General features: G+C 73.1%; 23 protein-coding genes and 1 pseudogene. 17 read left to right on the top strand and 7 right to left on the bottom strand.

Going from position 1 to position 25,374, the window contains the following annotated elements:
- Window positions 1-212: 212 nt before the first annotated feature.
- Complete coding sequence (locus ABIA38_RS22725; RefSeq protein WP_424640606.1) at window positions 213-1,208, top strand: NAD-dependent epimerase/dehydratase family protein; 996 nt, start codon at window positions 213-215, stop codon at window positions 1,206-1,208.
- A 21-nt stretch (window positions 1,209-1,229) separates the two neighbouring features.
- Here the strand turns inward: ABIA38_RS22725 and ABIA38_RS22720 are convergent, their stop codons facing one another.
- Both ABIA38_RS22720 and ABIA38_RS22715 read right to left on the bottom strand, forming a co-directional pair.
- Window positions 1,230-2,342, bottom strand: a complete 1,113-nt coding sequence (locus tag ABIA38_RS22720) for a sensor histidine kinase (protein WP_424640605.1) — start codon at window positions 2,340-2,342, stop codon at window positions 1,230-1,232.
- Window positions 2,339-3,037 (bottom strand): response regulator transcription factor, encoded by a 699-nt coding sequence (locus tag ABIA38_RS22715; RefSeq protein WP_424640604.1) that lies wholly within the window; start codon window positions 3,035-3,037, stop codon window positions 2,339-2,341. The genes ABIA38_RS22720 and ABIA38_RS22715 overlap by 4 nt, the downstream gene beginning before the upstream one ends.
- Window positions 3,038-3,410: 373 nt before the next feature.
- On the opposite strand from ABIA38_RS22715, the gene ABIA38_RS22710 reads away from it, so the two are divergent.
- The 4 genes and pseudogenes from ABIA38_RS22710 to ABIA38_RS22695 form a co-directional block, all read left to right on the top strand.
- A complete protein-coding gene (locus ABIA38_RS22710; RefSeq protein ID WP_424640825.1) occupies window positions 3,411-4,010 on the top strand; it encodes a glycosyltransferase family 2 protein in 600 nt (199 codons plus the stop codon).
- Window positions 4,007-4,639: a TIGR04282 family arsenosugar biosynthesis glycosyltransferase gene (locus ABIA38_RS22705; RefSeq protein WP_424640603.1), complete on the top strand. Its 633-nt coding sequence runs from the start codon at window positions 4,007-4,009 to the stop codon at window positions 4,637-4,639. Before ABIA38_RS22710 ends, ABIA38_RS22705 begins: the two co-directional genes overlap by 4 nt.
- Window positions 4,636-5,289: a methyltransferase domain-containing protein gene (locus ABIA38_RS22700; protein WP_424640602.1), complete on the top strand. Its 654-nt coding sequence runs from the start codon at window positions 4,636-4,638 to the stop codon at window positions 5,287-5,289. Before ABIA38_RS22705 ends, ABIA38_RS22700 begins: the two co-directional genes overlap by 4 nt.
- Window positions 5,290-5,354: 65 nt before the next feature.
- Window positions 5,355-6,416: pseudogene (locus ABIA38_RS22695) on the top strand (glycosyltransferase 87 family protein); the annotation flags it as partial.
- Window positions 6,417-6,676: 260 nt separating this feature from the next.
- Here the strand turns inward: ABIA38_RS22695 and ABIA38_RS22690 are convergent.
- Together ABIA38_RS22690 and ABIA38_RS22685 are read right to left on the bottom strand one after the other, a co-directional pair.
- Window positions 6,677-7,078: a rhodanese-like domain-containing protein gene (locus tag ABIA38_RS22690; RefSeq protein ID WP_424640601.1), complete on the bottom strand. Its 402-nt coding sequence runs from the start codon at window positions 7,076-7,078 to the stop codon at window positions 6,677-6,679.
- Window positions 7,072-7,635 (bottom strand): cysteine dioxygenase, encoded by a 564-nt coding sequence (locus ABIA38_RS22685; RefSeq protein ID WP_424640600.1) that lies wholly within the window; start codon window positions 7,633-7,635, stop codon window positions 7,072-7,074. The genes ABIA38_RS22690 and ABIA38_RS22685 overlap by 7 nt, the downstream gene beginning before the upstream one ends.
- 841 nt (window positions 7,636-8,476) lie before the next feature.
- Between ABIA38_RS22685 and ABIA38_RS22680 the strand changes: the two genes are divergently transcribed.
- From ABIA38_RS22680 to ABIA38_RS22670, 3 genes are all read left to right on the top strand, one after another.
- Window positions 8,477-8,746 carry a WhiB family transcriptional regulator gene (locus tag ABIA38_RS22680; protein ID WP_360323362.1) on the top strand — a complete coding sequence of 90 codons (270 nt, stop codon included), beginning with the start codon at window positions 8,477-8,479 and terminating at the stop codon, window positions 8,744-8,746.
- A 144-nt stretch (window positions 8,747-8,890) separates the two neighbouring features.
- A complete protein-coding gene (locus ABIA38_RS22675) occupies window positions 8,891-12,646 on the top strand; it encodes a glycosyltransferase (RefSeq protein WP_424640599.1) in 3,756 nt (1,251 codons plus the stop codon).
- Window positions 12,643-14,112 (top strand): DUF5719 family protein, encoded by a 1,470-nt coding sequence (locus ABIA38_RS22670; RefSeq protein WP_424640598.1) that lies wholly within the window; start codon window positions 12,643-12,645, stop codon window positions 14,110-14,112. The genes ABIA38_RS22675 and ABIA38_RS22670 overlap by 4 nt, the downstream gene beginning before the upstream one ends.
- 73 nt (window positions 14,113-14,185) lie before the next feature.
- On the opposite strand, the gene ABIA38_RS22665 is transcribed toward ABIA38_RS22670, so the two are convergent.
- Window positions 14,186-14,551, bottom strand: coding sequence for a metallopeptidase family protein (locus ABIA38_RS22665; protein ID WP_078976974.1), 366 nt, complete (start codon window positions 14,549-14,551; stop codon window positions 14,186-14,188).
- Window positions 14,552-14,827: 276 nt separating this feature from the next.
- Between ABIA38_RS22665 and ABIA38_RS22660 the strand changes: the two genes are divergently transcribed.
- The 8 genes from ABIA38_RS22660 (at window position 14,828) to ABIA38_RS22625 (ending at window position 22,922) form a co-directional block, all read left to right on the top strand.
- Window positions 14,828-15,202 (top strand): DUF3499 domain-containing protein, encoded by a 375-nt coding sequence (locus ABIA38_RS22660; protein WP_424640597.1) that lies wholly within the window; start codon window positions 14,828-14,830, stop codon window positions 15,200-15,202.
- A 106-nt stretch (window positions 15,203-15,308) separates the two neighbouring features.
- Window positions 15,309-16,679: a phosphomannomutase/phosphoglucomutase gene (locus ABIA38_RS22655; protein ID WP_424640596.1), complete on the top strand. Its 1,371-nt coding sequence runs from the start codon at window positions 15,309-15,311 to the stop codon at window positions 16,677-16,679.
- A 103-nt stretch (window positions 16,680-16,782) separates the two neighbouring features.
- Window positions 16,783-16,968, top strand: a complete 186-nt coding sequence (locus tag ABIA38_RS22650) for a Trm112 family protein (protein ID WP_424640595.1) — start codon at window positions 16,783-16,785, stop codon at window positions 16,966-16,968.
- Window positions 16,965-18,146, top strand: coding sequence for an SIS domain-containing protein (locus ABIA38_RS22645; RefSeq protein WP_424640594.1), 1,182 nt, complete (start codon window positions 16,965-16,967; stop codon window positions 18,144-18,146). Before ABIA38_RS22650 ends, ABIA38_RS22645 begins: the two co-directional genes overlap by 4 nt.
- Window positions 18,147-18,148: 2 nt before the next feature.
- Entirely contained in the window at window positions 18,149-19,369 is a 1,221-nt protein-coding gene (gene manA / locus ABIA38_RS22640; protein ID WP_424640593.1) for a mannose-6-phosphate isomerase, class I, read from the top strand.
- A 196-nt stretch (window positions 19,370-19,565) separates the two neighbouring features.
- Window positions 19,566-20,546, top strand: coding sequence for a cation diffusion facilitator family transporter (locus ABIA38_RS22635; protein WP_424640592.1), 981 nt, complete (start codon window positions 19,566-19,568; stop codon window positions 20,544-20,546).
- 164 nt (window positions 20,547-20,710) lie between these two features.
- Window positions 20,711-22,159, top strand: a complete 1,449-nt coding sequence (gene ahcY / locus ABIA38_RS22630; RefSeq protein ID WP_424640591.1) for an adenosylhomocysteinase — start codon at window positions 20,711-20,713, stop codon at window positions 22,157-22,159.
- Between the two features lie 157 nt (window positions 22,160-22,316).
- Window positions 22,317-22,922 (top strand): hypothetical protein, encoded by a 606-nt coding sequence (locus ABIA38_RS22625; protein ID WP_424640590.1) that lies wholly within the window; start codon window positions 22,317-22,319, stop codon window positions 22,920-22,922.
- Here ABIA38_RS22625 and ABIA38_RS22620 read toward each other — a convergent pair.
- Complete coding sequence (locus ABIA38_RS22620; RefSeq protein ID WP_424640589.1) at window positions 22,906-23,892, bottom strand: RDD family protein; 987 nt, start codon at window positions 23,890-23,892, stop codon at window positions 22,906-22,908. The two genes, ABIA38_RS22625 and ABIA38_RS22620, sit on opposite strands and share 17 nt — an antisense overlap.
- A gap of 20 nt (window positions 23,893-23,912) precedes the next feature.
- On the opposite strand from ABIA38_RS22620, the gene ABIA38_RS22615 reads away from it, so the two are divergent.
- Window positions 23,913-24,920 carry a stage II sporulation protein M gene (locus ABIA38_RS22615; RefSeq protein ID WP_424640588.1) on the top strand — a complete coding sequence of 336 codons (1,008 nt, stop codon included), beginning with the start codon at window positions 23,913-23,915 and terminating at the stop codon, window positions 24,918-24,920.
- Window positions 24,921-25,077: 157 nt separating this feature from the next.
- On the opposite strand, the gene ABIA38_RS22610 is transcribed toward ABIA38_RS22615, so the two are convergent.
- Window positions 25,078-25,374: hypothetical protein (locus ABIA38_RS22610; protein WP_424640587.1), on the bottom strand; the 297-nt coding region annotated here is incomplete at its 5' end.

Here is a 25,374-nt window from a genome sequence, read left to right as displayed (position 1 = left end):
GTGAGGGTCGGGACCGTGGCGGGGGCGTGAGCGGAGCGAGCGGTCGGGCCGGGGCGAGGCTCATGCGGCGTGGGTCGCGGGCCGAGCCAGGCGAGTCGGGCGGTGGCGTGGCCCGGCCTGCCGGGTGTGCGGCGTCGTTCAGGTCTTACGAACGGGTGACATCGGCGCGTGTGGTGGGTCGTGGGGGTATGGCCGGATCTAGCGTGGTGGGTATGAGAATCCTGGTCACCGGCGGAGCCGGGTTCATCGGATCGCACGTGGTCGAATGTCTGACCGAGGCGGGGCACGAGGTGCGGGTACTCGACCTCGCGCCGGTGACGGGCGTGGACTCGGTACGCGGGGACGTGCGCGATCCGGCGGTGGTGGACCGGGCGTTGGTCGGGGTCGACGCGGTATGTCATCAGGCCGCCAAGGTCGGCCTGGGCCTGGACCTGAACGATGCGCCGGACTACGTCGGTTGCAACGACCTGGGCACGGCGGTGCTGCTCGCCGCGATGGCGCGGGCGGGCATCGGGCGTCTGGTGCTGGCCAGTTCGATGGTCGTGTACGGAGAGGGGCTGGGCCGCTGCGCCGAGCACGGCGACGTGGTGCCGGCGCCGCGCCCGGTCGAGGCGCTGGTGGCCGGTCGGTTCGAGCCGCCGTGCCCGCTGTGCGGCCGGGACGTGACGCCGGGCCGGATCTCCGAGGAGGCCGCGCCCGACCCGCGCAACGTCTACGCCGCGACCAAGCTTGCCCAGGAACACCTGGCCGGCGCCTGGGCGCGGAGTACCGGTGGCGTGGCCACGGCGCTGCGCTACCACAACGTGTACGGCCCGAGGATGCCCCTGGACACCCCCTACGCCGGGGTGGCCGCGATCTTCCGCTCGATGCTCCGGGCCGGCCTGCCTCCGAGGGTCTACGAAGACGGCGGCCAACGCCGCGACTTCGTCCACGTACGCGACGTGGCCACGGCGAACCTGGCCGCCCTGGAACGCTCCGCGCCCGGCCTGCGCGCCTACAACGTGGCCACCGGCGTCCCGCGCACCGTGGGCGAGATGGCCGCCGCGCTGGCCGAGGCGCACGCCGGCCCGACGCCGATCACCACGGCCGAATACCGCCTGGGCGACGTCCGCCACATCACCGCCTCGGCCGAGCGGCTGAACGCCGAACTGGGCTGGCGGGCCGAAATCGAATTCGGCGCGGGAATGGCGGAGTTCGCCGAAGCCTGAGCCCTGGACCGGGCCCATGCCCTACCCGACCGGCAACCGCACCTCGAAGCGGCACCCGTCGCCCGTGTTCACCACCCCCACCCGCCCCGCGTGGGCCTCGACGATGCCGCGGACGATCGCCAGGCCCAACCCCGCCCCGCCTCCCGGGGACGGTGTCCGGGCGTGTGTTCCGCGCCAACCCGTTTCGAAGACCCGGGACAGGTCCTCTTCCGGGATGCCGCCACAGGCGTCGGTGACGGACACCACCACCTCGTCCGTCCCCGCCCGGACCCCCACCGCGACCGTCCCGTCCGACGGCGTATGCCGGATCGCGTTGACCAGGAGGTTGGTGATCGCCCTCGACATCTCCCGGCCGTCCACCCGAACCGGCACCGCGACGATTCCCACGCCGGCCACCCGGACCGAGCAGGACCGGGCCAACTCCTCCGTACCCGCCATCGCGTCCGCCACCAGGTCGTAGAGGGAGACCCGGGCCAGGGTCAGCTTCAGGGCGCCGGCCTGGATGCGGGACAGCTCGAAGAGGTCGTCCACCATGCCGCTCAGGCGATCCACCTCGGTGCGGATCCGGCGGTGGTAGCGGGCCGGATCCGCCGGCAGGCCGTCCTCCAGCGCCTCGGCCATCGCCCGCAGGCCCGCCAGCGGTGTGCGCAGATCGTGCGAGATCCACGCGATCAGCTCGCGGCGCGCGTGCTCGACCGCGCGCTCGCGTTCGCGCGACTGTGCCAGTTGTACCCCCGCCCGCTCCAACTCCCGGGCCAGTTCCGCGAGTTCGACCACCGCGGAGACCCGGCGCGGCGGTACCGGGACGCCGCCGGCGAGCGCCCGCGCGGTACCGCGCAGGGCCCGGACGTCGGCCACCACCGGGCGGCCGAGCAACATCGCCACGCCGATCGCCAGCACCGCCGACACCGCGCAGACGACCATCACCACGGTCAGGTCGTGCGAGGACAACAACATCGCCTGGGAGACGCCGACCGTACCGGCCGCCATGCCGGCTATCGTCACCACCGACATCGCGGCCAACGCGACCGAGAGCGAACGATTGCGCAGTGCCCGCAGGCCCAGCAGGCCGAGCAGGGTCACCCCCAGGCCGCTGCCCGCCGCGATCAGGCAGATCAGTGCGAAGTCCGTCACGGGCACCCGGGTTCGACCTCCAGCCGGTAGCCCACGCCCCACACCGTGACCAGCAGCCGAGGCGCGGCCGGGTCGTCCTCGATCTTCTCCCGCAGCCGCCGCACATGCACCGTCACCGTGGACTGGTCGCCGAACTCCCAGCCCCAGACCCGGCGCATCAGCTCCGCCCGGGAGAAGGCCCGCCCCGGGCTGCCCAGGAAGAAGCACAGTAGGTCGAACTCACGTGCGGTAAGTGCCAGTTCGCGGCCCGCGCGGTGCACCCGGTGGGCGCCGGTGTCCACCTCGATGTCGGCGTGCCGCAGTACCGAGGGCGCGGTCGCGGCGGGCCGCGCCGGCCCGCTGACCCGGCGCAGCACCGATTGCACGCGCAGGACGAGTTCGCGCGGGCTGAACGGCTTGGTGACGTAGTCGTCCGCGCCGACCTCCAGGCCGAGCACCCGATCGCCCTCGTCGCCCAGCGCGGTCAGCATCACCACCGGGACCGGACCGCGTTCGCGCAGCCGGCGGCAGACGTCCAGGCCGTCCATGCCCGGCAACATCAGGTCCAGCACCACCAGATCGGGCATCTCGGCGAACGCCAGGTCGAGTGCGGTCGGCCCGTCGGCGGCGTGGGTCGTGCCGAACCCGGCACGTTCGAGATAGCCGACGACGACCTCGGCCACGGTCGGGTCGTCGTCGACGACGAGCACCTTCATGCGGGCGAGTGTAGGTGCGCGAAGAGGGATGATTCCGGCGCGGGGTGGATCCGTAAGGGGCTCGTAACCCACACGGCCGCATCCGGGCGACGTCAGTACTTCGTAAGCACGTCGTGTCCGGATATCCGGCCCACCCGTACCTAGCGTGAGCCGCATGGACGCCTCCTCAGCGCAGCCCGCCCAGCAGCCCGCCGAGCGGCCCGGGCCGCCCCGGCACCCCTCCGCGCCGCCCGCCGAGCCGCCCGGGCACCACTTCGCACCACCGGCCGCCCGCCCCGCCGGACGGCCGGACCGGCAACCCGCCGAGCACCTCGTGGACGTCGTGCTGCCCTGCCTCGACGAGGCCGACGCCCTTCCCTGGGTGCTCGGCCGGATGCCCGCCGGCTATCGCGCCGTCGTCGTGGACAACGGCTCGCGCGACGACTCGGCCGAGTTGGCCCGGTCGCTCGGCGCCCTCGTCGTGGTCGAGCCGCGGCGCGGGTTCGGCGCCGCGTGCCACGCCGGGCTGCTCGCCGCGACCGCGCCCGTGGTCTGCTTCTGCGACTGCGACGCCTCCCTCGACCCGGCACAACTGCCGTCGGTCGCCGACCCCGTGCTCGCCGGCGACGCCGACCTGGTGCTCGGCCGGCGCCGCCCGCAGACCCTGCGCGCCTGGCCGCCGCACGCGCGCCTGGCCAATGCCGTACTGGCCCGCCGGCTGCGCGGGCGGACCGGCGCGCGGCTGCACGACGTCGGCCCGATGCGGGCCGCCCGGCGCGCCGAGTTGCTGGCCCTTGCCGTGGTCGACCGGCGCTCCGGCTATCCGCTGGAGACCGTGGTCCGCGCGGCCGACGCGCACTGGCGGATCGCCGAGGTGGACGTGTGTTACCTGCCGCGCGCGGGCCGCTCCAAGGTCACCGGCACGGTCCGCGGCACGCTCACCGCGGTCCGCGACATGAGCGCGGTACTCGCCGCCCCGGGGCGGGTGGGATGACCACGTCCCCGACCACGCTCCTGGTGATCGCCAAGGCACCCGTCCCGGGCCGGGCCAAGACCCGACTGACCCCGCCGCTGACCCCGAACCAGGCCGCCGCGGTGGCCGAGGCCGCGCTCACCGACACCCTCGCCGCCGTCCTGGCCACGCCCGCCCGCCGCCGGGTCCTGGTCCTGGCCGGCGAACCCGGGCCCTGGCTGCCGGCCGGCTTCGAGGTGGTGCCGCAGGGGTGCGGCGGCCTCGATCAGCGCCTGGCCGCCGCGTTCGCCGGCCGCGTCGGGCCGACCCTGCTGATCGGCATGGATACCCCGCAGGTCACCCCCGACCTGCTGACCGTCGACTGGGCCGGCGCCGACGCGTGGTTCGGCCCGGCCGCGGACGGCGGGTTCTGGGCGATCGGCCTGCGCGAGCCGGATCCCTCGGTGTTCCCGGGCGTGCCGATGTCGGTGCCCGAGACCGGCGCCGTCCAGCGTGCCCGACTGCTGGCCGCCGGACTGCAGGTGCGCGACCTGCCGACGCTGACCGACATCGACACGGTCGCCGATCTGGCCGCGGTCACCCGCGAGATCCCCGACACGCACTGCGCCGGCGTGGCCCGCGCGCTGCTCGGCGGCGGGGTGTACGCATGACCCTGGTCCGCGAACCCGAACGCGGCGCGCCGGCCGACCCGTACACGAGCGCGCTGCGCGACGGCGGCGCGCTCTACCTGCGCCGGCACGGCGGTCGTCGGCAACGCCTCGAACTGGCCCGCTGGTGCGCCGAGCCGGACGCCGCCGACGACACGCTGCTGACCCGATGTACCGGCCCCACCCTGGACGTCGGCTGCGGCCCGGGTCGGCTGGCCGCCGCGCTGACCCGGCGGGGTGTGGCCGCGCTCGGGGTGGACCTGATCCCGGCGGCGGTCGCCCGCGCCCGGGCCGCCGGCGCGAGCGCGCTGTGCCGCTCGGTGTTCGAGCCGCTGCCCGGGGAGGGCCGCTGGGCGGTCGCGCTGCTCGCCGACGGCAACATCGGCATCGGCGGCGACCCCGGCCGACTGCTCGACCGCATCCATGCCCTGCTCGCGCCCGGCGGCCTGCTCCTGGTCGAGACCGACGCCCAGGACGTACACGAACGTTTCGCGGCCCGGGTCGAGGACGCCCGAGGCAGCCACGGCGGCGCCTTCCGCTGGGCCAGACTCGGCACCCCGGCCCTGCACCGCCTGGCCCCGGTACACGCCTTCACCGTGGCCGACACCTGGACCCACACGGCCCGCGCCTTCGCGGCCCTGCGCCGGAGTTGACCCCTCGACCGACGAACCCGCGCCCCGCCGGCCCGAACTCGCCATCCCCACCGACAGGCCCCCACATGCCCACGACCACCGCGCTCACCATCACCGCCGCCACCACCGGCCTCGCCCTCGCCGGCGCCGTCGGCTTCGCGGTGTACGGCCCCTGGACGCATCCCGGCAGCACCGGCGTATACGTCGTATACGGCACCGCCTGGGCCCTGTTCGCCCTCGGCGCGTACCTGGTGCACCGGCTCCCGGTGCGCCGCGCGGTGCTCCTGATCCTGGTCGGCGCGGTGGCGCTGCCGATCCTGGCCGCCGGCGCCGCGCCGCAGACCAGCGACGACGCCTACCGCTACGCGTTCGACGGGCGCGTCCAGGCGGCGGGCCGATCGCCGTACGCACACGCCCCGATGGACCCACAGGTGGCCGGCTTCCGCGACGACTGGCTGTTCCCGAAGGTCGCGAACGGCGAGTGTCGCGGGTGGTTCAGGCACCCGCTCCCGGACGGCGCGTGCACCCGGATCAATCGGCCCGACGTGCACACCATCTATCCGCCGGTGGCCGAGGCGTACTACTGGCTCGTCCACCTGGCCACCCCGCCCGGCGGACGGGAACCCGTCCAGGCCGCGGCCGCGTTCCTGGCGATCGTGGTCACCGTCGCGCTGCTCCTGCTGCTGCGCCGGTTCGGCGGCGATCCCAGACACGCGGTGTGGTGGGCGTGGTGCCCGATGGTCGCGTTGGAGGCGGGCAACAACGCGCACGTCGACGTGCTCGGCGTGCTGCTGATGGTGCTCGGGCTCGCCGCGGTCGCCGGCCGCCGGCCGATCCTGGGCGGCGTGCTGATCGGCGGCGCCGGGGCGACCAAGATGTTCCCCGCCGCGGCGTTGGCCGGCGGGCTGCGCCGGGCCCCGCTCCGGCTGCTCGGCTCGGCGGTGCTCACCGTCGTACTCGTCTATCTGCCGCACATGCTCGCCGCCGGTCCCGCCGTGCTCGGCTACCTGCCCGGCTATCTGAAGGAGGAACGTTACGACGACGGCGCGCGGTTCGGTCTGCTCGGCCTGGTGTTGCCGGTCGACGTCACCCCGTACGCGGCCGTCGTCGTACTGCTCGCCCTCGCCCTGCTCGTCGTCGCCCGGTCCGATCCCGACCGGCCCTGGCACGGCGCCCTCACGCTGACCGGTGGCATGTTGTTCGTACTGACCCCGGCCTACCCCTGGTACACGCTGCTCGTGGTCGCGCTGGTGGCGCTGGACGGGCAACGCTGGGAGTGGCTGGCGCTCGGCCCGGCGGGTTACGCCCTCTACCTCACCTGGGGGCTGGAGCTGACTCCGGATCAGATCCGCGCCACCCATCAGCTCGGCTACGGCGCCGCGCTCGTCCTCGTGCTCGGCGCGGCGCTCTACCGGCGGTTGCGCCCCGCCGAGGGCACCACCGGCAAACCCGCGGCCTTCCACGCCTGGAAGCCGCCGATCAGGTCGGTCGCCCCGGACAGTCCCAGGTCGACCAGCGATGCCGCGGCGAAGCTGGACGCGTAGCCCTCGTCGCACAACACGACCACGCGCAGGTCGTAGCCGGTGGCCTCGGGCACCCGCGCGTCGCCCTCGGGATCGAGCCGCCACTCCAGATGGTTGCGCTCGATCACCAGTGCGCCGGGAATCGCACCGTCCACGTCGCGCTGGAAGTCCGGGCGGGTGTCCACCAGGAGCGCGCCGGCGTGGAACGCGGCGTGCGCCTGCTCGGGGGTGACCCGCGCGAGCCTGCCCCGGGCCCGGTCCAGGAGTCGATCGACGGCGCTCACCACTGGTCCCCCGAACGTTCGACGCCGACCCGGCGCAGCGGCGCGAAGCTCGGCTTGGCGATGTCCTCGCTCGCGTCGTAGAGGTTCATCGAGGCAAGCCGAGGTGTGTACACGTGCACGCTGACCGCGGGCTCCGTACCCATGTTGGTCACCTCGTGGACATAGGTCGGCCCGAACACCCGCGTGGCCCCCGGGCCGAGCACCCGCTCGCGGGCCCCGGCCCGGCGCAGCGGGGTGACCACCAGGGAACGTTCGTGCAGTTCGCCGGAGACCACGGTGAACACGCCGGAGGAGCCGCCGTGGTCGTGCAGGCCGGTGCCCTGACCGGGCAGCCAGCTCAGCAGCCAGACCTCGATGTCGTCGGCCGCGGCGAGCCGCTTGTACCAGCGGGTGATCGGGTCGTAGCGGACCTGGTCGAGCTCGGCGGCGACCAGGCCGGCATGCTGCCGGGCGAGTGCGGCGAGTCGCGCGACGGCGGGGCGGACGGGCGGAGCGACGGGGAGGGCGAGCACGGCGGGGGCGGCGAGCGGGTCGCCGGCGACGGTGATGTCGCTGGACATAAAGGAAAGTCCTTCGGGATGTCTGCGCTGATTCTCTGGCGCGGCGGATCAAGCGAACGCGGCGGATCGAAAAGCGAACACGCGAGCGGTCGACACCGTCCCGAACGGACCTTCGGCCGTAATGCCGGCCGAGCCGAAGAAGGGGGAAATACGTGCCGCCGCAGGCGCGGAGGACGGCCGAAAAGGCGTCCTCAGGCGGTACAGCTCGGACAACAGCTGTACACGTGGTCGCACGGCGGACACAGCGCGCCGAACACCCGACGGACGTCGACAGGACGACTCCGGAAACGGTGGCAGCGTGCGGACATGGCAAAAGGACACCGTGCCCGGGGTGGTCGTGTCAACTCGCCGGTCCGCCGGCCCCCGCCATCGCCGATTGGGGTGACCACCCCCGAAACACCCGAATCGGTTCGGCGCTGCCCGATTCGGGTGAGGAATCCCGGGAAGGGATTGAAGCCCGTGGGCCACGGGGAGGCCCATTTCCGTGTGACCTCGGTCATCATCGCGGTTTTTGGGCCCCACTCGGGAACTGCGCGGATGGTGCGAGGCGTAGTCCCTGTAGAGGTCATCACGGGTTGGCATCGAATGTCGTCGCGCCTCCCGCCGGTACGCTCCCCGCCCGGAACGTCGAGGCGATCGCGCGGCACAGCGCTTGTCCGGATCTGTCCATTTATGTGGTCAATCCGGATTGCTGTGGTCCCGGGGAGTGAATCCCCGCTCTAATAGCAGAGCCCGGCTTGACGTCGCAGCAACGACGCGCTTGTAATTTCACACACGTCGTGAACCGTTACCGGTAACGGCTTAATCACGGGGACGCAAAAACGGGTCGAGGAGGCACGCGATGGGCGAGCTGTTCCAGCTACTGGTCGCCGACGGCGAGAGTGAGGAGGAGGAGCTCGGTTGGCAGGAGCGCGCGTTGTGCGCGCAGACCGACCCCGAGTCCTTCTTCCCGGAGAAGGGCGGCTCGACGCGGGAGGCCAAGAAGGTCTGCCTGGCGTGCGAGGTGCGCGACGAGTGCCTGGAATACGCGCTGGCCAACGACGAACGGTTCGGCATCTGGGGCGGACTGTCCGAGCGCGAGCGGCGCCGGCTCAAGAAGGCCGCGGTCTGACCGTCGCCGGTTCGGGTCACGACCGAGGTCTCGACCCGAGCAGAGCGGGCGCGGGGTGCCCGTCGCGTAGTGTGTTGGCCGTTCGGCCGGATGCCGGACCGCTGGTACCACGCCGCTTCGAGCCCCCCGGGGTCCCCGCACTCGATGTCACTATTCAGCCATCAGTCGGCATACGCGCAAGCTCCGGCTTTTCCACGGCACATCGTCACCGCGATCCTCGTCGCCCATGACGGGGCGCGCTGGCTGCCCCGCACACTGACCGGCCTGCTCGGTCAGGAGCGCCCGGTTCAGCGCGTCGTCGCGATCGACACCGGCAGCACGGACGCCTCGGCGGATCTGCTGACCGACGCGCTCGGTCAGGGCTCGGTGCTGCACACCGAGCGAGCGACCGCGTTCGGCGCCGCCGTGAGTGAAGCCCTGCGTGCCGCGCCGCCCGTCGACCCCGCGTCCCTGCCCTACCGGACGGACGCCTACGACGCGTCCGACCCGTACGGCGACACCGACGAGGACCGCCCGCCGAGGTCGACCGAACCGGTCGAGTGGCTGTGGCTCCTCCACGACGACAGCGAACCCGCCCCGGACGCCCTGCGCCTACTGCTGCGCGCCGCCGACGAGTTGCCCTCGGTGGCCGTACTCGGCCCCAAGGTGCGCAGTTGGTACGACCGCCGGCAACTGCTCGAGGTCGGCACCACGTTGACCGGCAGCGGCCGCCGCTGGACCGGTCTGGAACGCCGCGAACAGGACCAGGGCCAGCACGACGCGATCCGCGGTGTGCTCTCCGTCTCCAGCGCGGGCATGCTGGTGCGCCGCGACGTGTGGGAGGGCCTGGGCGGCTTCGACCCGCACCTGCCGCTCTCGCGCGACGACACCGACTTCGGCTGGCGCGTCAACGCCGCCGGGCACCGCGTGGTGGTCGTGCCGGACGCGCTGATCCAACACGCCGAGGCGGCCACGCGCGAGCGCCGGCCGGTCGACGTGGCCGCCAACCGGCCGCACCGGGTGGACCGCGCCGGCGCCGCCTTCACCCTGCTGGCCAACACCACCGGCGGCGGCTGGCCGCTGCTGTACCTGCGCCTGCTCTTCGGCGGCCTGTTCCGCAGCCTGGGCTATCTGCTCGGCAAGTTGCCCGGCATGGCCCTGGACGAGTTGCTCGGCACCATGTCGGTGCTGCTGCGCCCCGGCGCGTTCCTGTCCGCGCGGCGGGCCAGGGCACGCACCCGGACCATGTCCGACCAGGACCTGGGCGATCTGTTCCCCAGCCGCGCGGCCACCGTGCGGCACGCCGCCGAGGGCCTGCTCGGCAACCTGCGGCGCACCGAACAACCGGAGAACCGGTCCGGGCGGCACAGCAGCGCGGAATCGGGCCCGGTCGACGAGGACGCCGAGTCGCTCGACACCGAGAACTTCGTCAAGCTGCGCGTGCTGATGCGCCGCCCCGGCGTCTCGCTGGGCATCGCACTCGTGCTGGTCACCCTGATCGCCGCGCGTGATCTGCTGTCCGGGGGCAGCCTGTTCGGCGGCGCGCTGCTGCCCGCGCCCGAGGGCGCCACCGACCTGTGGAACCGCTACGCCGACACCTGGCACGGCGTCGGCTTCGGCGAGGCGGCGAGCACACCTCCCTATGTCGGCGCGCTCGCCGCGTTCGCGACGCTGCTGTTCGGCAAGGCCGGCACCGCGGTTGCGGTACTGCTGATCGGCAGTGTTCCGCTGGCCGGGATCAGCGCCTACCTGTGCTCTCGCCGGCTGGTGTCCACGCCCGGGGTGCGGGTGTGGGGCGCGGCCGTATACGCGCTGACCCCCGTCGCCACCGGCGCGATCGCCACCGGCCGGATCGGCACCGCGGTCGCCCTGGTGCTCGCCCCCGTGGTCGCGCGCGGCGCGGCGCAGGTGCTCGGCGTCGGCGATCTGCGCGCGTCCGCGCGGGCGGCCTGGGCCACCGGCCTGGTGCTTGCCGTGGTGGCGGCGTTCACCCCGCTGTTGTGGCTCGCGGTCGCGTTGCTCGCGCTGCTTGCCGTCGCGGTCTCCTTCGCCGGGTTGCTCGGTCCGCGGCCGGGCGTCGGCCTGTTGTTGCGGGTGGGTGTCGTGCTGGGCACCCCGCTCGTCCTGCTCGGCCCGTGGACGCTCGCCCTGGTGGGCAAGCCGGCGCTGTTCCTGAGCGAGCCGGGCCTGGCCTCGACGTCGCTGGCGGACCGGGGCACCAGCCCGGTCGGCCTGTTGTTGCTCGACCCGGGCGGCCCCGGCACGTTGCCGATGTGGCTGACCGGCGCACTCCTGCTCGCCGCGCTGGCCGCGTTGTTGCGCGACTCGCGCCGCCGGGCGGTGCTCGGCGCGTGGGCGGTCGCCCTGGTCGGCCTGCTGCTCGCGGTCGTGGTCAGTCACGCCGAGGTCACCGTCGAGGCGACCGGCGGCAAGGCGCCGGCATGGCCCGGCGCGGCCGTCGTGGTGATCGCGCTCGGCTACGTGGCGGCGGCGATGGTCGGCGCCGAGGACGCCCGTACCCGGGTCGCGGCGGGCAGCTTCGGCTGGCGCCAGCCGACCGCGGTGGTGCTGGCCGTACTCGCCGCGCTCACCCCCCTCGTGGCCGCCGCGACCTGGCTGTGGCAGGGCGCGAACGGCCCGCTGGAGCGCAACGACCCGGTCGTGGTGCCCGCGTTCGTGGCCGAGGAGGCCACCGGGCCGCGCCACCCGCGCACCCTGGTGCTCACCTCACCCGAGCCGGGCAACGTCACCTACACGGTGGTGCGCGGCGCGGGCCCGGTGCTCGGCGACGCGGAGGTGGCGCCCAAGGCGTCCACCTACCGGCAATTCGACACCTTCCTCGGCAAGTTGTTGTCCGGCGGCGGTGGCGCCGACGCGGGCATGCTCGCGCCGTACGGCATCGAGTTCGTCCAGCTCAAGCCCCCGGTGGGCAGCGAACTCACCGCCCGCCTGGACGGCACCCCGGGCCTGGCCCGGGTCGGTGCCACCAACGGCGCGACCCTGTGGCGGCTGCAATACCCGGTCGGCCGGGCGCTGATCGTCGACCCGGACGGCCGGAGCAAGGTGGTCGACTCGACCCGCGACGGCGTGTCCACCCGGATCGACGCCGGTCCGCAGGGCCGGATCCTGCGTCTCGCCGAGCGGGCCGACTCGGGCTGGCAGGCCACCCAGGGCGGCCGGAAGCTCACCGCCCGCACCCTGGACGGCTGGGCGCAGGGCTTCGAACTGCGCCCGGAGGCGGGTCGGTTGGAGATCGCCCATGACTCCGGTGGGCGCGGAATCTGGCTGCTCGCGCAGGGCGTCCTGGTGTTCGTGGTCTTCGTCATGGCGCTGCCCGCCCGCAAGCGCGGCACCGACGACGACCTGCCGGAGAACGCCGCGCCGGCCCCGGCCGCGGGCGAGGGCAGCGGTCGCCGCGGTCGCCGGGCCGAGGCGGCGGAGCCGGTCCCGGCACCCGAGGTGGTCCCGGTCGGGCAAGCCGCCGCCGGCCTCGACGAGTTCGCCCTCGACGAGTTCGGCCTTCCCGCGCAGCGCACCGAGCCGGAGCCGGCCCCGGTGCCGGTCGAGGCGTGGCCGGGCGCGTCCTACGACGCGAGCACGACGCCGGCCTACGAGCAGTACCCGCAGCAGGACTACGGGCAGCAGTACCAGGGCTACCCGGACTACCAGGACTACGGCGGATACGACCAGGGCGCCCCGGCGCCGCAGGGTGCCCCGGACGGCTCCGACCCGGCGGGCTCCTACGGCTGGGTCCCGCCGCAACCGCAGGCCCAACCGGCGGGCTACGACCAGTACGGCAACCCGGTGCCGCCGCAGCAGTACGACCCGAACGCCTACCCGGACCCGGCCGGCGGGTGGCCGCCCGCGCCGCGCCCGGGTGACGATCCGTGGCCGCCGTCCCCGCAGGGAGATCGCCGATGAAGCGCACCACCCTCTCCCTGGCCGTCGTCGTCGCGCTCCTGGCCGCCGTCGTGGGCCTGGCGATCGTCACCCGCCCGACCGAGAGCAAGGCCGCCGCGCCGCCGCCGGCCGCCCGGGTGCCGGTGCAACGGGCCGAGGTGGACTGCCCGTTGATCCGCGAACTGCCCGGCAGCTCCACGGTGATCTCCGCGCTGACCCCGCCGGCCCAGGGCGCGGCGAGCGGCGGCGAGGCGAGCGTCGTCGACCTCGGCGACCGCGCCAAGGTGCGCACCAAGGTCGAGGCCCCGGGCCGGCTCGCGAGCTTCGGCGTGGACAACACCGACGTCCCGCCGCTGGTCGGGACCGGGTCGGGCGCGTTCGCGCCGGGCTTCTCGGCCGGCGCGGTCACCCGGGTGCCCAGCGGCGCCGGCCGCGGTCTGGCCGGGGTGAACTGCGAGGCGCCCACCACCGACCGCTGGTTCATCGGCACCTCCACCGCCGACAACCGCGACGCGTATCTGTACCTGTCCAACAGCAAGGACACCCCGGCCGTCGTCGACCTGGAACTGTTCGGGCCGAACGGCCCGATCGACGCCGAGGCGGGCCGCGGCCTGACCCTGGCGCCCGGCGCCGCGCAGGCGATCATGCTGCGCTCGCTCAACCCGGGCGCGCCGGCGCCGGGCCTGGCGGTGCACGTGATCGCGCGCACCGGCCGGGTCGGCGCGGCGCTGCGCGATCAGGAGGGCGCGGTGGGCACCGACTGGCTGCCCTCGGCCGGCGCCCCGGGCCGCAATCTGGTGCTCACCGGGCTGCCCCCGATCACCGGCGACGCGGGCAACGTGCAGCTGATGTTGCTGTCGCCCAGCGGGGAGACCACGGACGTGCAACTGTCCATCGCGGGCAAGGTGAACACCTTCAAGCCGGTCGAGCACGAGAGCACCGAGGTCAAGGGCAACAAGCTGACCCTGGTCGACCTCGGCCCGGTCAACCGCGGCGACGCGGGCGCGATCAAGCTGGTCTCCGGCCGCGCCGACATCATCGCCGGCGTCCGGGTGGTGCAGGGCACCGGCGCCGACGCCGAGGTGGCCTTCCTGAGCGCGACCCCGGAGCTGACCGGTCGCGCGGTGGTCGCGGAGAACCGGGTCGGCGACAAGATCGCGAGCACCGTCTCGCTCACCGCGCCCAAGGGCCCGGCCCGGGTCAAGCTCACCTCGCTCGGCGACAAGGGCGACCCGGTGTCCCAGGACGTCGACGTGCCCGCCGGCACCACGGTCCAGGTACCGGTCCAGGCACCCGCCGGGGCGACCCGCTTCGCCGTCCTGGCCGAACCGCAGCCCGGCAGCCAGCCGGTGCACGCGGTGCGCACGATCACCGAGCAGATGAACAAGACCACCGCCTTCACGGTGCAGCCGTTCGTGCCCTACGCGGACACCGTCGTGGTGCCCAACGCCCGCGCCGACCTGTCCCTGCTGGTGCCGCGCGACTAGTGCGGACGGACCGACGACGGACGACGGCCCGGCTCCCGATGGGGGAGCCGGGCCGTCGTCGCGTACGTGGGACTCAGTCGTCGGGGTCGATGGTGTCCGGATCCATCCCCAACAGGTCCGCGACCTGCTCCACGAGCACGTCGTTGACCAGCATCTCCAGCTCGGCCCGACCCTCCGCGCGCAGCTCCAGCGGGCGGCGGTAGAGGATGATCGTCGCGGGCACCGCCTTGGTGGCCGGCACCAGCCGGCCAAGGGCCACCGCCTCGTCGCCGTTCACCGCCGTCTCGGCCTCCGGCACGTCCAGGACCGCGAAGCGGACCTCCTCCAATTGCGGCCAGCGCTTGGCGAGTCGTTCCACGACGTCGGCGGCGAGATCGTCGAACCGCTGCGCGCGGGTGAGCGCGATCGGCACGGGGGGCGGAGCGAGCGGGCCGCGCATGCCGCGGCCGTGCCGGTCGCGCCTGCTGCGGCGGCGCCGGTCACGCTCGCGAGGGGAAGAGGGGACCGAGTGCTCGTTGTGCACGGGACGAGCTTAGGGCCTGACCGCCCGATCCGGATCGGTCCACGCCGGCCCGATCCGTGCCGCCGCCGGGGTCCGCGCCGGGCCCGCGCGGCGGTCCCGATCGCCGCCGACACCCTGTGAGGAGCGACACGTGAGTCACACCGCACCCGGATACGACGCGGCTTCGGTCCGCTTGCGGTACCGTCCATCGTCGTGAGCCCTGTACGTCGCTGTTCGCGGACCGCCTGCGGCCGAACCGCAGTCGCCACGTTGACGTACGTCTACGCCGACTCCACGGCCGTCCTGGGCCCTCTCGCGACCTATGCCGAGCCCCATTGCTACGACCTGTGCGCCGAGCACTCGGAGCGGCTGACCGCGCCGCGCGGCTGGGATGTCGTGCGCCTGGCGCCGGATCCGAGCGCCGGCAAGCCCAGCAGCGACGACCTGGAGGCGCTGGCCAACGCGGTCCGCGAGGCCGCCCGCCCGCCGCAACCCCCGCAGCCCGCGCCCGAGCCGCCGGGTCGCGACGGTCGCCCCGAGGCCGGCCGCCGCGGTCACCTGCGCGTTCTGCGCTCGCCCGAGAGCTGACCGCCGGCCGATAGGGTCTGATGCGTCGTCCGCGGGGCAGGGATCGACGGTCAACGGCCAACACCGCGGCGCAGCGCGACCGCGGCCGAGCGAGTGGAGTCATCGGGTGCGCGACCTCTCCCAGATCGTGAAGGCGTACGACGTGCGGGGTGTGGTCCCAGACCAGCTGGACGCCGACACCGCGCGGGTACTGGGCGCGGCATTCGTGCGCGTCACCGGGGCCGACGCGATCGTGATCGGGTGGGACATGCGCCCCTCCTCGCCCGAGTTGTCCGGCGCGTTCGCCGCCGGCGCCGCCGGGCAGGGCGCGGATGTCACGCTGATCGGCCTGGCCTCCACCGACGAGCTCTACTTCGCCAGTGGCAGCCTGAACCTTCCCGGCGCGATGTTCACCGCCAGCCACAACCCCGCGCAGTACAACGGGATCAAGATGTGCCGCGCGGGCGCCGCGCCGATCGGCCAGGACAGCGGCCTCGCCGAGATCCGCGCGCTCGCCGAGGCGGGTGTGCCGCAGTACGCGGGCGAGCCGGGCACCATCACCGAGCACGACGTGCTGGCCGACTATGCCGCGCACCTGCTCGGCCTGGTCGACCTGACCGGCATCCGGCCGCTGAAGGTGGTCGTGGACGCGGGCAACGGCATGGGCGGCCACACCGTGCCCACCGTGCTCGGCGCGGCGAGCGGCCTGCCGCTGGAGATCGTCCCGCTCTACTTCGAGCTGGACGGCTCCTTCCCCAACCACGAGGCCAACCCGCTGGACCCGAAGAACCTGGTCGACCTCCAGGAGAAGGTCCGCGAGACCGGCGCCGACCTGGGCCTGGCCTTCGACGGCGACGCCGACCGCTGCTTCGTGGTCGACGAGCACGGCGACCCGGTCTCCCCCTCCGCGGTCACCGCGCTGGTCGCGGTCCGCGAGATCGCCCGGGCCAAGGCGAACGGGGAGCGGACCCCGATCGTCATCCACAACCTGATCACCTCCCGCGCGGTCCCCGAGATCGTCGCCGAACACGGCGGCGAGGCGGTCCGCACCCGGGTGGGCCACTCGTTCATCAAGGGCGAGATGGCGACCACCGGCGCGATCTTCGGCGGCGAGCACTCCGCGCACTACTACTTCCGCGACTTCTGGCGCGCCGACACCGGCATGCTCGCCGCGATCCACGTGCTCGCCGCGCTCGGCGGCCAGGACCGGCCGCTGTCCGAGTTCGCGAGCGAGTACGACCGCTACCCGGCGTCCGGCGAGATCAACAGCGAGGTCGCCGACCAGGCGGCGGCGACCGCGAAGGTGCGCGCCACGTTCGCGGGCCGGCCCGGCGTGGCCGTCGACGACCTGGACGGGATGACCGTGGTCGCCGAACAGTGGTGGTTCAACCTGCGCGCCTCCAACACCGAGCCGCTGCTTCGGCTCAACGTCGAGGCCGACGACGAGCCGACGATGCTGGCGATCCGCGACGAGGTCTTGGCACTCGTCCGGGGCTGACCGGTCGGCTGGGTAATGTGATGGGTTCAATCGGACGGCCGCCGCGCCGGATCGGGACCAATATGTGCGAATCGGCGCGAGCGGCCGGAAAAGTGGAGATGTCGTGAATCTGGAACCGTCGCAGTTGGCGATCCTGACGTGCCCGGTCTGCCACACCTCGCTGCGCAAGGCCGGCGATGCCGCGCTGGCGTGCGAGAACACCGCGTGCGGGCTGATCTATCCGGTCGTCGACGACATCCCGGTGCTGCTCGTGGACGAGGCCCGCCGGCCGGGTACCTCGCGGGCATGAACATCCTCGACGAGGGCCTGCTGGACGACCAGGACGGCCTCGCCCGGGCCGACGCGGCGGACACGCTGCGGGCCCTGGCCGGTGCCGGGGCCCAGGTGCGTCGGGCCGCGCAGGCCGCGCGCGAGGCGTTGCCCGCCGCGATCGCGCCCCGGGACCGGCCGCGCACGGTGATCCTGGCCGCGCCCGCGTACGGCCCGCTCGGCCCGGCGCTGCGCGCGGTCACCGGGCCGGACGCGGCACTGCCCCTGGTACTCGCGGCGGGCGGCACGCTGCCCGGCTGGGCCGGTCCGATGGACCTCGTGTTGTTGGCCGGGCGCGGCGACGAGCCGGGACTGATCGAGCTGACCGGGCAGGCGTATCGACGCGGCTGCCAGGTGGTCGCGGCCACCCCGGCCGGCTCGGCGCTCGACGCCGCCGTCCAGCAGACCCGGGGCGTGCTGGTCCGGGTCCCCGTCGACGCCACCCCGGTCGGCGCGGCCGGCTACGCGGACGACACCGCGTTCGCCGCGCAGACCGCGTTCTGGCCGCTGTTCACCGCGCTGCTCGCGATCACCGGGGCGTGCGGGGCGAGCGCGTTCACCCCGGGCGAGGGCCTGGCGAGCCTGGACGCGGTCGCCGACCGCCTCGACGAGGCGAGCACCCGCTGTCGGCCCGCCGCCGACGCCTACCTCAACCCGGCCAAGGGCCTGGCCGTCGCCCTCGCCGGCACCGTCCCGGTGATCTGGGGCGCGGGCACCGTCGCGGGCGTCGCCGCCGAACGCTTCGCCACGATGTGCGTCGGGGTCGCCGCCACCCCCGCGCTGTCCGGCGCGCTGCCCACCGCCGGTCGCTACCAGGACCGGGTCTTCGCCGCGGGCGGCTCGGCCGACCCGGGCGACCCCGACGACTTCTTCCGCGACCGGGTGGACGAGCCCGAGCCGGTGCGGATGCACCCGGTGCTGCTCGTCGACCACGACGACCCGGACGCCGCAGCCCAGCTGGATCGGGCCCGGCGCACCCTCGACGCGCTCGGCCGGTCCGCCGTCGGCGAGGTCGCCGCGCGCGGCGGCACCCCCGTCGAGCGGCTCGCCGAGCTGATCGCCGTCACCGACTTCGCCGCCGTCTACCTGGCCCTGGGCACCGGCGTCGGTCCCGCCGCACCCGGCCTGTTCTCCTGGACCGAAGGTGGTCCCCGCTAGCCATGGACCGCCTTCTCAACCGGATCCGCGCCAACGCGTGGGGTTCGCTCACGGCCATCCCCGACCTGCTCGGCGTCGCGCCCACTGGCGCACCCCAGGCGGAGTTGTGGATGGGCGCCCACCCGGGCGCGCCCTCCGAGGTCGACCGGGGCCGCGGCCCGCGCTCCCTGGTCGAGCTGATCGCCGCCGACCCCGACGGCGAACTGGGCCCGGACACCGCGGCCCGGTTCGGCCCGCGCCTGCCGTTCCTGCTCAAGGTGCTCGCCGCCGAGGAGCCGCTGTCCCTCCAGGTGCACCCCGACGCGGTCCAGGCCCGGCACGGCTTCGCCGAGGAGGAGGCGCGCGGCGTACCGATCGACGCGCCGCACCGCAACTACCGCGACGCCAGCCACAAGCCGGAGATGATCTGCGCGCTCGGCGACTTCGAGGGCCTGGTCGGTTACCGCGAGATCGCCGAGACACTCAAGCTGCTCGACGCCCTCGATGTTGCCGAACTGGCGCCGTTCGCCCGGGCGTTGCGCAACCCGGACCAGGCCGCGGCGCTACGCGCGGCGACCACACACGTGCTGATGTTGCCCGCGCGCCTGCGCACCGACGTGGTCGACGCGGTGGCCGCGGCCTGCCGCCGACTGGCCGCCAACGGATCGCCGTACGCGGGCGCCTGCGCCGCGGTCGCCGACCTCGCCGAACGCCACCCCGGCGACCCCGGCGTCGCGGTGGCCCTGCTGCTCAACCACATCCGGCTGCGCGAGGGCGAGGCGGTGTTCCTCGCGGCCGGCATGCCGCACTCCTACCTGCACGGTGTGGTGGTGGAGATCCTGGCCAACTCGGACAACGTGCTGCGCTGCGGGCTGACCGACAAGCACATCGACGTCGGCGAACTGCTGCGGATCATGGCCTTCCGGGCCGGCCCGGTGGAGATCCTGGGCCCCGAGCCGACCGAGGCCGACCCGGGCGAGGAGGTCTACGCCACCCCCGTCGCCGACTTCCGCCTGTCCCGACTGCGCTCGACCGCCGGCCGCGACCCGTACCTCCTCGACACCGCCGGCCCGCAGATCCTGCTGTGCGTGCGGGGCGCCGCGCGCGCGACCACGGCCGGCGGGGCGCCGCTGGACCTGGCCCGCGGCCAGTCGATCTACGTCCGCGCGGGCGAACCACCCGTCACGGTCACCGTCGACACCGCCGACGGCCTGGTCTTCCGGGCCACCGTTCCGTGCGCGTGAGCGGGCCGGCCCGGCGCGGGAGAGCCGTGTCACGCTCGTGAGCCCGCTCGCTCGGCCGACGCGGCTCGGTCGTACCGCAAGCCTCCCGAGGTAGCCGGCCACCCGATGGCACACTGATCGCCGGCAACCGGTGCGCGGCACCGGGCAACAGTGGCCGTGCGCGGCCGAGTGCGGCCGGCCGACGGGCGGGAGAGCAATGAGCGCGGGTGGCGGGACCAAGGCGGTCGTCGCGGCACTGGCCGCCAACCTGGGGATCGCGGTGGCCAAGTTCGTCGCCTTCGCCGTCACCCGGTCCTCGTCGATGCTGGCCGAGGGTGTGCACTCGCTGGCCGACTCCGGCAACCAGGTACTGCTCCTGGTCGGCGGCAAGCGCGCCCGACGCGAGGCCACCCCCGAACACCCCTTCGGCTACGGCCGCGAGCGCTACATCTACGGCTTCCTGGTCTCGATCGTGCTGTTCTCCATCGGCGGCATGTTCGCCGTCTACGAGGGCTACGAGAAGATCGCCCACCCGCACGAGCTGAAGAGCTGGTACTGGGCGGTCGGCGTGCTGCTCTTCTCGATCGTCCTGGAGAGCTTCTCCTTCCGGACCGCGATCAACGAGTCCAACCTGCACCGGGGTGCGCTGAGTTGGCCCCAGTTCATCCGCCGGGCCAAGTCGCCCGAACTGCCGATCGTGCTCCTGGAGGACCTCGGCGCGCTGATCGGCCTGATCCTCGCGCTGGCCGGGGTCAGCGTGGCGGTGGCCACCGACGACGGCGTCTGGGACGGCGTCGGCACGCTGTGCATCGGCATCCTGCTCGTACTGATCGCGATCGTGCTCGCCCTGGAGACCCGCAGTCTGCTGCTCGGCGAGGCGGCCGGGGTGGAGACCGTGCGGGAGATCGAGGCGGCGATCGTGGCCGGCCCCGACGTCGAGCGGCTGATCCACATGCGCACCCTGCACCTGGGCCCGGAGGAACTCCTGGTCGCCGCGAAGATCGCGGTCGCCCACGAGGACACCGCCGCCGACGTGGCCCGGGCGATCGACGCCGCCGAGGCGCGCATTCGCGCGGCCGTACCGATCGCCCGGGTGATCTATCTGGAACCGGACATCTACCGGGCCGGCGAGGCGGCCCGCGGCGCCGACCCGGAAGCCACACCGGGTGGTGGGGATCGACCCCCGACCCACGACTGAGGTGTTAACGTCGTTGGCGCACAACGACAGTCGCTGCAGAGGGCGGTCGGGTCACGGGCCCGTAGGCACAGAAGTGTCCGACTGGATGGCACGACATCGGCGCCCCACGACACCGGTGTGTCTCCAGTCCCATCCACCCCCTCCGCAGAAGGAATCGAACAAACATGGCTTCGCAGCTCGCCGGCGACTTCAAGGTCGCCGACCTCTCCCTCGCCGCGTTCGGTCGCAAGGAGATCACCCTCGCCGAGCACGAGATGCCCGGCCTGATGGCGGTCCGCCGCGAGTTCGCCGCGGCACAGCCGCTGGCCGGCGCCCGGATCATGGGCTCGCTGCACATGACCGTCCAGACCGCCGTGCTGATCGAGACGCTCACCGCGCTCGGCGCCGAGGTGCGCTGGGTGTCCTGCAACATCTACTCCACCCAGGACCACGCCGCCGCCGCGATCGCCGTGGGTCCGGAGGGAACTCCCGAGGACCCCAAGGGTGTTCCGGTCTTCGCCTGGAAGGGCGAGACGCTGGAGGAGTACTGGTGGTGCACCGAGCAGGCGCTGAACTGGCCCGGCCACGACGGCCCGAACATGATCCTCGACGACGGCGGTGACGCCACGATGCTCATCCACAAGGGCGTCGAGTTCGAGAAGGCCGGCGCCGTCCCGGACGCGACCGACGCCGACTCCGAGGAGTACCGGGTCGTCCTGGCGCTGCTGCGCGCCAACCTGGCCGACACCCCCGGCAAGTGGACCGCGATGGCGCCCGGCATCAAGGGCGTCACCGAGGAGACCACCACCGGCGTGCACCGCCTGTACGAGATGTTCCAGGCCGGTTCGCTGCTCTTCCCGGCGATCAACGTCAACGACTCGGTCACCAAGAGCAAGTTCGACAACAAGTACGGCGTGCGCCACTCGCTGATCGACGGCATCAACCGGGCCACCGACGTGCTGATCGGCGGCAAGGTCGCGGTCGTCTGCGGCTACGGCGACGTGGGCAAGGGCTCCGCCGAGTCGCTGCGCGGCCAGGGCGCCCGGGTGATCGTCACCGAGGTCGACCCGATCTGCGCGCTCCAGGCGGCGATGGACGGCTACCAGGTCACCACGCTGGACGAGGTCGTCGAGATCGGTGACATCTTCGTCACCACCACCGGCAACTTCAACATCATCATGGCGTCCGACATGCAGCGGATGAAGCACCAGGCGATCGTCGGCAACATCGGCCACTTCGACAACGAGATCGACATGGCGGGCCTCGCCAAGATCCCGGGCATCGTCAAGGACGAGGTCAAGCCCCAGGTGCACACCTGGACCTTCCCCGACGGCAAGAAGCTGATCGTGCTGTCCGAGGGCCGGCTGCTCAACCTGGGCAACGCGACCGGTCACCCGAGCTTCGTGATGTCCAACAGCTTCACGAACCAGACCATCGCGCAGATCGAGCTGTTCACCAAGCCCGAGGAGTACCCGGTCGGCGTGTACGTGCTGCCCAAGCACCTCGACGAGAAGGTGGCCCGACTGCACCTGGACGCGCTGGGCGTCAAGCTCACCACGCTCACCGAGGAGCAGGCCGCGTACATCGGCGTCAAGGTCGAGGGCCCTTACAAGCCCGAGGCGTACCGCTACTGATCGACCCGATCGACCCGATCGACTTGTGCCGAGCCGGGCTGGGTGGTGCGCGTGCCGCGCCGCTCGGCCCGGCTCGGCCCGGTTCGGTCATGCGTGATGCATGGCTGCGGCACCACGCCGCGAGCGCGATCTGCCCGCCGGGTCGTAGGGTCCGGGCATGCCCTCAGGCACGTACTCCTTCCACGACCCGCACGACGGCACGCCGCTCGGTGAGGAACGCTTCTCCTGCGCCCCCGGCCCGATCGGCTGGCGCTACACGGGCAGCGGCATCGACCTGACCCTGGACGCGCGGGGCCGACCGGTGCGCCTGGCGGCGTCGGCCGGTGGTTGGCGGGTCCGGGGTGGTGCGACGGTCGTGGCGGGTGCGCCCGGCGTGGTGTGGCTGCGCGGTGCGGCGGACCCTTCATTGGAGGTGCCGCCGACCGAGGCCGAGGCCCGCGCCGCCGGCTTCACCGGCCGCTCGCCCGCGTTCCTGATCGCCACCGCGACCCTGCTGAACCTGGCCCCCGGCGGCTCGGCGCGACTGCGCCTGATCGCCCTGACCGAACCGGTCCTGGCCGCACACGCGGTCGATCAATCCTGGACCCTGGCCGCGGTGGAGACCCACGAGGGCCTGCCGGTCGAACGTTACGAGGTGGACGACCTGGCCACCGGCGAACGGTCGATCGTGCACATGAGCGGCGACGTGGTCCTGGCCGCCCCCGGCATCGAACTCGAAGCCCTGGACACACCCCCGAACCGGCGGATCACGACGGCGGGGTGAACCCGCGCTCGCCGGGCGGCGGTACGACCGGGGTGGTCGGCGGTACAAACGGCGCGGGTGTGGGCGCGGGCGCGGGCGCGGGTGTAGGAGTGGAAGCGGGCGCGGCTGCGGGTGCGGGTGGAGGCGCCGGCGCGGCGGGTGGCATCGGCGGTGGCGGGCTCGGCGGCGGGCTCCCGGCGAAGCCGCGCGTGGCGGCGGCCGTGTGCCGCTCCCAGTCCCGCCGCTGCCGCTCGGCCAGTACGGCGGCCAGATACACCACGGGATGCATCCCGAACGGCGGCCCGACCCCGATCCGCTGCGCCGTATCCACCATCAACCGCTCGCCGAGCGCCGCCGCGACCATCGGATCGAGCTCACCGCGCCGCGACAGGTATTGCCGAATCGCCAACGCGAGCTCGTCGGTCAGCCCGGACAACTCGATCCCGGTCGCCCACGCCGAAGCCGCCGGATGCAGCGGCAGCGGCAGATGCCGCACCCCGGGCGTACGCTCCCGCACCACAAACGTCCCGGCCGCCATGTCCCCGAGCCGCTTGCCGGTCGTCGAGGCCATCGACGAGAAAACCGCGCCACACCCGAGCGTGGTCCAGAAATCCACGAAAAACCCGAGCAACGCCCGCACCAACGCGTGCCGGAAACGAATCGGCCCCCCGTCGTCACGAACCACCCGAAGCCCGAGTGCCAACTTCCCGAGCGACCGCCCATGACTCAGCGTCTCCCAGGCCACCGGCCACCCGATCACCACGAGCACCACGATCGACAGCGTCAACGCCGCCCCGAGCGCACCGTCCTCGACCGGTATCGCCACCGACACCAGCCACACCATCAACAGCAACAGCGCCACCTGCGCGGCAAGATCGATCACCATCGAGAGCGCACGACTCGGCAATCGAGCCGGCCGCAGGTCGAGCGCGACCGCTTCCCCCGTGACGAGTCCGGACACGTCCACCTCCAGTGTGTGCGTCGAGGTCACCCCCAGAGAGGATGCACCGTATGGATGTCGACGTGTTCATCGCGGTACACCGCCACGAGTGGGAACGCCTGGAACAACTGACCCGCCGCAGACGGCGCTTGTCCGGCCCCGAGGTGGACGAGCTGGTCACGCTGTACCGCCGCACGGCCACCCACCTGTCGACGATCCGCTCCGCCGCGCCGGACCCGGTGCTGGTCGGCCGGCTGTCCACGCTGACCGCGCACGCCCGCTCGGCGGTGACCGCACCCCGCACGCCGGCCTGGCGCGACGCGGTGCTCTTCCTGACCGTTCGATTCCCGGTCGCGGTCTACCGCAGTCGCCGCTGGTGGGGCGTCACGGCCCTGGTCTTCGTCGCGCTGGCCGCGCTGATCGGCGCCTGGGTGGCACACGACCCGGCGGTCCGGGACGCGGTGGCCGCCCCGGACGACATCCGCGAGATGACCCGCCCCGGCGGCGACTTCGAGACCTACTACTCCAGCGCGCCCGCGAGCTCCTTCGCCGCCCAGGTGGCCACGAACAACGCGTGGGTGACGGCGGGCTGCCTGTCGCTCGGCATCCTGCTCGGCCTGCCGGTGCTGTACATCGTCCTCTCCAACGCGTTGAACCTGGGCATCTCGGCCGGCCTGATGGCCGACGCGGGTCGGCTGGACGTGTTCTTCGGCCTCATCACGCCACACGGCCTGCTCGAACTCACCGCGGTCTTCATCGCCGCCGGCGTCGGCCTGCGCCTGGGCTGGACGGTGATCGATCCGGGCCCGCGTACCCGGGCCCGGGCGATCGCCGAGGAGGGCCGGATCGCCCTGGGCATGGCGGTGGGCCTGGCCCTGGTCCTGGTCGTCTCCGGCATCATCGAGGCCTTCGTGACCCCGTCCGGATTGCCGACCTGGGGCCGGATCACGATCGGCGCGACGGTGGAGGCGCTGTTCCTCGCGTACGTGCTGATCCTGGGCCGCCGCGCCGAATTCGCCGGAGAGCAGGGGGATGTGGCATCCTCGGACGTCGCGGACGAACTGCCGACGATCGCCTGAGACGGTGATCTTGACAGCCCTCGACCGCACACGTAGATTCGAAGGGTTGTCGCAAAGTTGTTCAACGGCGCGACAGTCTGGTAGTCTCTGCCAGAGCCGAGCGGGGCGTCCGTCAAGGATCGCACTCCTGCCGCAGCATCACCATCGAATTTCTCGATCATCGGTTGCGTTTATTCGCGACGAGTTCGGCTATTTGTTGTTCTTGTGCATGTGGGTTTGGAATTTCCAATCGGCCGGAGCGCGGCGGAAACGGGTTACCGAATCTGCTAAGCTCGAAGAGCCGGAAGCCAGGGAAACGAAAGTTTCGGAGGCCGAAAGCAACGGACGAAAAGCGGGTCGGAAGATCTGCTAGAGTCCGAGAGGCGGAAAACGCGGAAACGCGGTGGAAGCCGAAAGCGAGGAAAGCGAAGCGGCCGAAACGGTGTGCTAAGCTGGAAACGCGAAAGCGAAACGA

It is taken from the genome of Embleya sp. AB8, assembly GCF_049739465.1.
Taxonomy (GTDB): Bacteria; Actinomycetota; Actinomycetes; order Streptomycetales; family Streptomycetaceae; genus Embleya.
This window is presented reverse-complemented; position numbering and strand designations above follow the sequence as displayed.

Excerpts from the sequence above, each read along its gene's own strand:
- ABIA38_RS22725 (WP_424640606.1), top strand. The coding sequence starts at position 213 with ATGAGAATCCTGGTCACCGGCGGAGCCGGGTTCATCGGATCGCACGTG.
- ABIA38_RS22715 (WP_424640604.1), bottom strand. The coding sequence starts at position 3,037 with ATGAAGGTGCTCGTCGTCGACGACGACCCGACCGTGGCCGAGGTCGTC.
- ABIA38_RS22710 (WP_424640825.1), top strand. The coding sequence starts at position 3,411 with ATGCCCGCCGGCTATCGCGCCGTCGTCGTGGACAACGGCTCGCGCGAC.
- ABIA38_RS22705 (WP_424640603.1), top strand. The coding sequence starts at position 4,007 with ATGACCACGTCCCCGACCACGCTCCTGGTGATCGCCAAGGCACCCGTC.
- ABIA38_RS22700 (WP_424640602.1), top strand. The coding sequence starts at position 4,636 with ATGACCCTGGTCCGCGAACCCGAACGCGGCGCGCCGGCCGACCCGTAC.
- ABIA38_RS22685 (WP_424640600.1), bottom strand. The coding sequence starts at position 7,635 with ATGTCCAGCGACATCACCGTCGCCGGCGACCCGCTCGCCGCCCCCGCC.
- ABIA38_RS22680 (WP_360323362.1), top strand. The coding sequence starts at position 8,477 with ATGGGCGAGCTGTTCCAGCTACTGGTCGCCGACGGCGAGAGTGAGGAG.
- ABIA38_RS22675 (WP_424640599.1), top strand. The coding sequence starts at position 8,891 with ATGTCACTATTCAGCCATCAGTCGGCATACGCGCAAGCTCCGGCTTTT.
- ABIA38_RS22670 (WP_424640598.1), top strand. The coding sequence starts at position 12,643 with ATGAAGCGCACCACCCTCTCCCTGGCCGTCGTCGTCGCGCTCCTGGCC.
- ABIA38_RS22665 (WP_078976974.1), bottom strand. The coding sequence starts at position 14,551 with ATGCGCGGCCCGCTCGCTCCGCCCCCCGTGCCGATCGCGCTCACCCGC.
- ABIA38_RS22645 (WP_424640594.1), top strand. The coding sequence starts at position 16,965 with ATGAACATCCTCGACGAGGGCCTGCTGGACGACCAGGACGGCCTCGCC.
- manA (WP_424640593.1), top strand. The coding sequence starts at position 18,149 with ATGGACCGCCTTCTCAACCGGATCCGCGCCAACGCGTGGGGTTCGCTC.
- ABIA38_RS22635 (WP_424640592.1), top strand. The coding sequence starts at position 19,566 with ATGAGCGCGGGTGGCGGGACCAAGGCGGTCGTCGCGGCACTGGCCGCC.
- ahcY (WP_424640591.1), top strand. The coding sequence starts at position 20,711 with ATGGCTTCGCAGCTCGCCGGCGACTTCAAGGTCGCCGACCTCTCCCTC.
- ABIA38_RS22625 (WP_424640590.1), top strand. The coding sequence starts at position 22,317 with ATGCCCTCAGGCACGTACTCCTTCCACGACCCGCACGACGGCACGCCG.
- ABIA38_RS22615 (WP_424640588.1), top strand. The coding sequence starts at position 23,913 with ATGGATGTCGACGTGTTCATCGCGGTACACCGCCACGAGTGGGAACGC.